The 8,121-nt window shown below is 38.5% G+C and carries 5 protein-coding genes and 1 pseudogene; 2 read left to right on the forward strand and 4 right to left on the reverse strand.

Going from position 1 to position 8,121, the window contains the following annotated elements:
* Window positions 1–11: 11 nt before the first annotated feature.
* From ACED53_RS22340 to ACED53_RS22350, 3 genes are read right to left on the reverse strand one after another with little or no spacing between them, the layout of a single operon-like run.
* Complete coding sequence (locus tag ACED53_RS22340) at window positions 12–2,867, reverse strand: hypothetical protein (RefSeq protein ID WP_371715309.1); 2,856 nt, start codon at window positions 2,865–2,867, stop codon at window positions 12–14.
* A gap of 1 nt (window position 2,868) precedes the next feature.
* Complete coding sequence (locus tag ACED53_RS22345) at window positions 2,869–3,462, reverse strand: ABC-three component system middle component 1 (RefSeq protein WP_017101935.1); 594 nt, start codon at window positions 3,460–3,462, stop codon at window positions 2,869–2,871.
* A gap of 4 nt (window positions 3,463–3,466) precedes the next feature.
* Window positions 3,467–5,350, reverse strand: a complete 1,884-nt coding sequence (locus tag ACED53_RS22350; RefSeq protein ID WP_017101936.1) for an ABC-three component system protein — start codon at window positions 5,348–5,350, stop codon at window positions 3,467–3,469.
* Between the two features lie 487 nt (window positions 5,351–5,837).
* On the opposite strand from ACED53_RS22350, the gene ACED53_RS22355 reads away from it, so the two are divergent.
* Together ACED53_RS22355 and ACED53_RS22360 are read left to right on the forward strand one after the other, a co-directional pair.
* The gene (locus ACED53_RS22355) at window positions 5,838–6,455 is read left to right on the forward strand and encodes a hypothetical protein (RefSeq protein WP_017101937.1); all 618 of its coding nucleotides are present in this window, start codon (window positions 5,838–5,840) and stop codon (window positions 6,453–6,455) included.
* Between the two features lie 22 nt (window positions 6,456–6,477).
* Window positions 6,478–6,804, forward strand: coding sequence for a hypothetical protein (locus tag ACED53_RS22360; protein WP_017101938.1), 327 nt, complete (start codon window positions 6,478–6,480; stop codon window positions 6,802–6,804).
* A 245-nt stretch (window positions 6,805–7,049) separates the two neighbouring features.
* Here ACED53_RS22360 and ACED53_RS22365 read toward each other — a convergent pair.
* Window positions 7,050–8,069, reverse strand: a pseudogene (locus tag ACED53_RS22365) (DEAD/DEAH box helicase); the annotation flags it as partial.
* Window positions 8,070–8,121: the final 52 nt, after the last annotated feature.

Consider the following 8,121-nt stretch of genomic DNA (forward strand, 5'->3'; position numbering starts at 1 on the left):
AGAGAAGCTGCTTAATAAGCAAGCAAATGATGACAACTACCTTGAAAAACACCGATAAGTTGAAATTTGTATTCGAGAACATAGTCCCTTAAAACATCAAAGATCGCCGATGCGTGTACAAGATCATGATGTTGCGTTGGATCGTCCAACAGCAGAGCTCTCCATGGTGACCAAGGATTTGCTAATGCCATTGATAATAGGAACGTTAGTTGAAGATCTGTCTTTTGTGCTTCACTTGCAACTTTAGACGCATGAACTGTTCTTTTCGCTAATGGAACGTTCACACTAGCGTGTGCTTTGTTCCACTTTCTTTCCACTTGAAGCCCGGTTTCACTGAATCTAGGCTCTCTGACAACTCTATTTAGCAACGCCTGCCAAAGTGGTTGGATACTTGCGACTCTAGATTGAATTTGATCAATTTCTTGATTTAGCTCTTTGCTAAATGAGTCAAGAGCTGCTTTCTTTTCTACGAGTGACTTTAATTCATTAATTTTGCTTTCGTATAAGCTTTCTAAGCTATTTCTGTGAGACTCCTCGGTTGCTTCTCCTTTGCAAGATTTAATTTTTTCTTGAATTAATTTAAGACTATCGGCTCCTTGAAGTTGTGCTATTTGCTTTCGCATTCGGTCTAACAAGTCGCGTGAGTTCTTTGACTTCTCTACCTTTTTAAGCTGCTTACCTAGTTCTTCTTCGAGCTTTTCATTGTCAGGGTTCCCTTGAAGACCTTGCTTAAGCCAATTATTTTCTAGCTCTACAATTATATTCTGAGTACGTTTTAGCTCCACCTGATGTTCTGCGATTTTGTCTTCTAGTGAGAGAAGATTTTCTGTTATAAGGTTTAGATTTTCTACTTGTACCTGAACGTCATTATTGTGTTTGAAAATTAGAGTCTCTAGCTTTGTTATTTCATGTTTTAGGGTTTCTTGACTGTTATTTTCTTTAGTTTTTTGTCTTAGTTGTTCTAGGTTCTCTTGAATTTCTACGATACGTCCTTGTAGCTCGAAGAGAGATTTTTGAGACAAGTCATATGTGTTTTGCTTTTTTTGTAGAGATTGTTCTGCTGCAACCATCATTTCAGTAGAAGGTTTCATCGGTAGTTGAGAGGCGTCAATCTTTAACTGTTTTTCTACATCAGCAAGGTTATGTTCTGTTTTAGCAACGGCTTTTTCTGCTTCTTCTATCTCGAGTGATTTTAAAAGAGGGTCTAATTTTGCGGTGGTTATATTAAAGTTACACTTATTTAGATGCTCTTTTGTATCTTCAATTTTTTTTTGTAGTAGAGTTATTTCTTCAGTAAGACTCTTATAATCAATAGATTGAGATGTAATACGTTGTGCAAGTTGAACTTCATTTTCTGCCAATAGTTTTAGTTCAGGGTTTAAGCCCTCTACTTGAGCTTTCATCCGTCTTTCTAATTCGATTATTCCGTGAACTTCACCACAAACCGGGCAGTCCCCTTGTTTTCCCGAGATATTTGCTGAAATTTCAGCTACTGCAGAACGAACTTGATCTGAGTTTCTCTGCAGAGAAACAAGGTTGATTTTGTTGCTTGCTGCTTCTTTTTTTATTTTTTCAAGTTGAGTGTTAGATTCACTGGCTTTTGCTGTGGTCGATTCTAAGGTAGCTACTAATTTGGTGAGTTCTTTTTCGATTGAACTTGCTATATCTAATTGAGATTTCCAGCTAGATAATGAGTTTTTAGCTTGTAATAGGGTCGAGTGAGAGTTATTCCAGTCTTTTTCTCTTGCTTCTATCTGTTCGTTTTTTGATAAATCTGCTTTTAGTTTTTCTAAGTGCTCAGTATCACTAGCTTTATCAGTTTCATTTTTTTTGAGTTCATCTAAATTAAGTAAAAGTTGATTCTTTGCATTAGATTCTAGAGTTTCGTACCTGCTAATCTCTTTTAAATTGTCTAGTTCTAGTTGTGTTGTTTTTAGTCTGGATGTTGCTTCGCTACAGTCTTTTGTAGTTAATTTAAGAGCTGAAGTAGCAAGCTCTTTATCTGACAGAAGTGACGACCTTTCCTTCAAAGCATGACTACTAGCTTCAGTAAGTTCATTTTCTTTAGTTTTTATCTTTGTAAACTCTTCACAAGTTTTTGCTAAGGCTGTCAGTTCAACTAATGAACCTTGAGACCTTGTGAGTTTTGCGTTCACATTGCTTAAACAAACGTTGTGCTCAGATGATAATTGGTCGATGCTATTTATTCGCGTTTCTGTTTCCATATAAGGCTTGAGTTCTTCAGATAGGCTTTCTAAAGAAATATGGAGTGTACCCACTTTGTCTTGAGCAAGCTTTCGGTCCAAAACTAGAGCATCCCATTCGTCTAATATGAGCTTAGCGTCCTCACTTTCGGTCTCCTTCTCTGATAGCATTTTCGCTATTGGTCTACGTAATTTTGGTATCATAGCACCGAGTTTTTGTGCTTCTTGACCTATTGGTAACTTTGATAGCAATGAGCCAGCCTCTTTAGACTCTTCTTGTATGAACCAGTTTTTATCTCTTTGATCTAGGAGGTGAGTTAACCGTAATAGATAGTTAATATCCTCCCCTTGGGCACTACCATTGATTGTTTGGGAAGGGGCCCAACTGACTAAGCCTTCAGATGTAACGGTGGCATCTTGGTGAAAGTCGCCAAAATCTAGACTAACGCTAGCTGATAATTCATTGTCTCTTACAAGAGCGAAAATATCATCATCTAACCTAGCTACACTTCCAGTAAGAGCAAGTTCCATGGCTTCGAATAATGCTGTTTTTCCGGTTCCATTCGGAGCAAGAAAGATTGTTGCTTGAGGAGATATAGGGATCGAAACATCAGTACCGAATCGTCTAATATTACTTACGTTAATATTTTTTAAAATTGGCATTTTAATCTATGATCTCCAGTTCAAATAGCGCTTCCACGATTTCTTGCGCTGAGTCATTTGATGACAGTACGTTTCTCCACCTTTTTTGTTGGTCGGTTGAGAGATATTGGTGTTGTTTGGCTGCTTTTAGTAATGATGTAGAAATAGGATCAGATAGTTCGTCGATTTGTTTTCTACTGACAGGCAAAGCTAAAAAGGTCCTTTTTAAGAAGTTTTCAATTGCTTCATTGGGTCGTTTTACATATTTTCGACAGTAAAACTCGTCAGCCTCCAATCGGTTTCCATCTTCCAATGAAGCATTTTCGATATCTAAAAATAGATATATATCTGAAGAATAAGGCTCTGGCAGTATATCTCTAACGTTTGCTGCCCAATGTATTGCGCCTTTTGAACTCTCAATAGATTCAGGGCATGCAATTAAAATGGTTCTAAACCCAGGAAAAGATGCTTTTTCTGTCCGTTTTAGAATTAAGGCTAATCCAGACATCCCTTCTGGTAGGATATTCATTATTTTAGAATGATAATCGGAGCTCGTTTCAAAGTAGTGGGGAGGCAATGTGTTTGTTAGAGCATCACGCCAGTTATTTAATTGCATTGTATTACCCCTTTATTAGAGATGCGATTTGTCGTTCACGTTGGTTATGTCGCTTAGTTATAAGTCCCTGAACGAAGCTCTTTATATCAGCTACTGAGTTATTCTCTATAGCATCACTAAATTCAAGAGAGCGTGTAATCACTGATTTTGGAATCCTTGCGTCAGCCATTGTCTCTCCCTCATCTTCACTGCTAGCCAAGCTATATCCAAAAATAGAAGATGTGCTTGCTGCTGTCTGAGGTAAAACTAAGATTTTGGATATTTCTTTACCTAAGAGTTCAGAACGTTCATCTCTCAAATCTTCGTCGAAAAACCTTCTAGGTTCAGAGGCACTAGACCTTGGTCCTGCCCAATATGCTAGAGCTATAGATCTGATTGAAAAGTTTGAACAAAACTCTTGCCACCCCATAGTTTCAGCATCTAAACCAATAGCTATGTACAGCAGTAATTTAAACGCATCACGAATGAGATGTACGGTATGTGGTCCAGCTCTAAGTTGACCTATACTTTGTTCTCCTTCGGCAGCTGCGTACAGCATATCGGCAGTTACCTGATTCTGGAGTTGTTGGTCTTTATCAATCTCTTGTTTCCAGTTGAGCCATACCGATTCTGTGAGGTTTTGTACTTCCCCTTCTTTGAGTTCAGCTACAAAGTCATCGACACTAGTTTTGATTTGATTCCAAGTCAGTTCATCCATACTTCTTGTTAAGGTGCTTTGTTCACTTCTGATTTCTGAGTTTGATGATAGCTGCCTGTATTCAGATGGCGAGGGGGGAGAAATTTGGTCAAGAATAGTTATTCTTGAAAGGTCATTCGACGTTGTACCCAAAGTATGTCGAATCGCATTTGAAACATTGGTTCGCCAAGCTGAAGCGTCGCTATGAAGGATTTTTACTGTATTTGGTGAATGCAAGGCTAATCTTATTAAGGATAGGTCCAAAGTACAAAATGAGTTATTGCTGGAAGACTGTTTAAACTGTAATTCAAAGTTATGGTTACTTACTGGCCCCCAAAGTTTATCTACCACACTAAGTGGGGGCTCTATTTCATTTGCATGTCCGGAGAGAGTTCCTGAGATCGTCCAATCCAATTTGCTCTTTTTCTCATAACTAGTCCATGAACGACATTGGGGTTTGAGGTTACTACCAACACAGTTAGCGAGCATTCTTGGTGTAATTGATTGATTTGATGAGGAGTTGTCAGTCAAGAAAGTTCTTATTTTATTTTTTACATTATCAAGGTCGTCATACCAATGATATAAGTGCATGTTGCAACGTTCGGCGATTGCAGCTTCATCGCCATAATTCTGTATTTCTAGGCATTGAATACAATTGTATATACTTTCATCACTTGGAAAACCACACCAATTTTTGAGCCATTCTTTGATTTTTGATGTTTTATCTTGAGCACCAGAAAAAGCTTCCAGAGTCGCACCAGCTTTTTTCCACTCGGTACAAACATCTTTTAGGTCTGTTAAAGTGATCTCTTCTTTAATCTTTATTTGGGGGTAAGGGATAGCAAGCCAAAAAACCTTCCCGTTTACTTTATATTTTGGGTCGCCGAAGTATTTCGCTAGGCTTTCAAAAGCTTTATCTAATGTAGATAGGTCTTGTAAGTGACCTTTGTATTTTCCCTGAACTTTTGTTGCTCTTATGATTTTGTATGAAGAGAAATCTTGCATCTGTCGCTTGATCTGACAATGTACTGTCTTACCATTCAATCCGTGCAATACAACATCGTCCCACTCTTTGATATCTCCCTGCTCATGCCCAAACCTTTCACAATGCTTGCTTCCCCCCAGGTATGCATTTAGGGCTTCAGTAGCATATAGAGTAGCCACTTGATGATCATATTCATCTGCTTGTTTGAGTTTGAGTTTCTTAAGCATCTTTATTTAATACCAATAACATAGGGTTCGGAAGAGTATGATTTGACTCGCGAAAAGTATCTCGTATCGATGACAACCGTTGAGATAGCTCTTACTAATTGATTGCATTGCATCTTACTACATATGAAAACATTAATGCCTCACCAAAGTCGCTTTAGTACTAATTTAATTTGTGATAATGAGTTGAGTATTGTAGGAGGACAAAGTTTGTTCAGTTCCAATAAAGTCAGATCATTTAGGTGAAGCTCTCATGAGAGAACAAGCCTCAGCAGAGCATCTTTGCAATAGATAACTTAATGAATTGGCTTAAAGTCAGACTCGAACCATTAACTTTTAAAAGAAGTGAGAAGAGGGATTATTCCTTTTTTTACAAGTCTACTTACTTTGAGCTCAGTGCTATTGTTAGTATGTGTACTATCTGACTGATTGCATAGGTAAAAGATGCTAGTATTATCTGCAACAAAGGCATTATGGGAGAGAAAGATCCATGTTTAATTATGGAAACTTTCCTCTTAATAAACTGTTAATTGATGGGGTAAATATGGATCACGACAATAGACTGCATTTTGTTATCTATGGGGCTGGTTCAGTGTATGTGCTTATTCAATATTTAGGCTTTACAGCTGAGGAAGCAACACTTAGCCAAGGTGTAGCTTCGGTTTCAGGTTCGATCGAACGACCTGAGCTATTACCTTGGTTCTTGATTGTTATTGGCGTTGTTTGCGCATTAATACTCATTGTTCGTGGGATGGTAGGGTTTTTCTCTAAGTTTAAAACTAATGTTTTAAATGATGCGCGACTATTGAGAAAGGCAAAAGAAGAAGTGAGAGAAAACACAGGTATCGATTATCCAGTGGGTAAGGTCGATATTAAGTCCCTATTTAATCCTACTGCTTTATTAGGTATGTGGATGACCTCTAAAGGGACGTATAGCAGATATCTTTCAGTAACACTTAATCCAATTACATACCTTTGGCTGTTGCTTGTTTCATTGATTAAGACATTTTTGGTAAACGGCGGTTTCTATTTGTATTTTACGCCTCTACTGTTTAGTGCTGTTCCTCTAATGCATGGCTTATGGGCTATACGCAGCATATCAATTTAACAAATAAGGATTAAGGTGTTGTATGAACATTAAATATCAATATGCAAAATGTAGAGTCGCGGACGGGATTCAAGAGTTATGTGTTTCTCCTGGTGATGTTAGAAGTCGTTTACTTGCAGCAAATGATGCAATGTCTAGCTTAGATACATCGCATTTCCCTGAACACTTGCAGCCGAAGTGGGACAGCATTATGAGTATGATGACTAAGTATGGCCCTGCTAAAAATTTCGAAGGTGTGATCTGGCAAGGTGCAGTGGCACATACAATGAGAAAAATTAAGAATGTGACGGGAACTAAGATTGCAGCTTCTTTGTGGGAGTTACATGAAATGTTGCAAACTGATAGCTGACTTATAACAAATAAGGGTTAAGGTGTTGCGCAGCCAACACTAACCCCCTGAGTATTGAACAATCCTGAAGCGACCCTATTAAGTCAATTGTTCTATTTAGCTTGGTAGGTACATAGCCTTGTGAGCTGCGCCTTCAATACAGGACATCAAGTTAAGCGTCATTCCATACTTATAGTTATTCATAAAAATGCAAATTTAGTAAAGGCCCTAACAAGCTTCTGTCTACAAAACCTAGAGTTGCTTAATTAAGAGTTCAAAAAAGCTGAAATTACGCGTTGTTTAAAAGCCCCTAATCGAAGTTCATCTTGTGCGTTAGAACCATCAACTGGGTTCGAACTGCCATTAATGATTGCGGTCCAGTTCAACTTGCTTTCAGGTGCTGACGCTCTGTCGAATAATTCATATCGACCATTATTAGAGAGATTTCCTAAGTCGTATTCAAGCTCATCTGCTATTTTGGCGAACATACATGATTCAGGAATGTCCTGCTCAATCCGCTCTGCAAACTCTATTAAGCTTTGCTCTGCAAAAGTGAATAACCACGCTTGCTGATTCATAGAGCCATTAACTCGAAGAATCCGTCCGAGTACCTGCCTAAAGTACAGCTCTGTTTTAACCGAACTCATGTGACAACAAACTTGAAGACGAGGAATATCAGTACCTTCACTGATCATTCCTACACTAACAATCCATTGAGTATTGTCTCGACGGTAACGTTCAATTTCATCTAAAGGTTCTTCATGCCGGTAAGTCACGATTGAGACGGTTTGTGAGTACTTTTCATAGAGTATCTTTTTAATGGTTTGAGCGTGGTAAACAGACGAAGCAACAACTAACCCACCGGCATTAGGGGAGTGGTGGCGTATCTCCGCGAGCTTTTTGCAACCAAGGTCAAGCAAGTATTCCATTGCCTCTCGATTATGAATGACACTTTGGTACGAGGTTTTAGTTTGCTTAAGCATCTCAAGTATCGAGGAGAATGATTCAACTTTCTCATCGCTAGTTACTGACAAATGTTCATTATCAACCAATACGATTCTCGGGTTTCTACAGACATTATCAGCTATTGCCTGCTTTAATGTGTATTGGTAGTCAACCAACAACTGCCCGTCAGGGCTGTTATATTCGGCCATCACGATAGGTAAAGAGTCTGAACGCCAAGGAGTGCCTGACATCGCCAGAGTATAGGTAGCTAACTCTTGAACTTTTGTTAGGACTTGTTGGCCCCAAACATTCGCATTTTCAATCTCTGAGCCTGAGCAATGCGGTGTTTTTCAAGGTAGTTGTCATCATTTGCTTGCTTATTAAGCAGCTTCT

It is taken from the genome of Vibrio sp. 1F169 (genome assembly GCF_041439605.1).
GTDB lineage: Bacteria > Pseudomonadota > Gammaproteobacteria > Enterobacterales > Vibrionaceae > Vibrio > Vibrio tasmaniensis_A.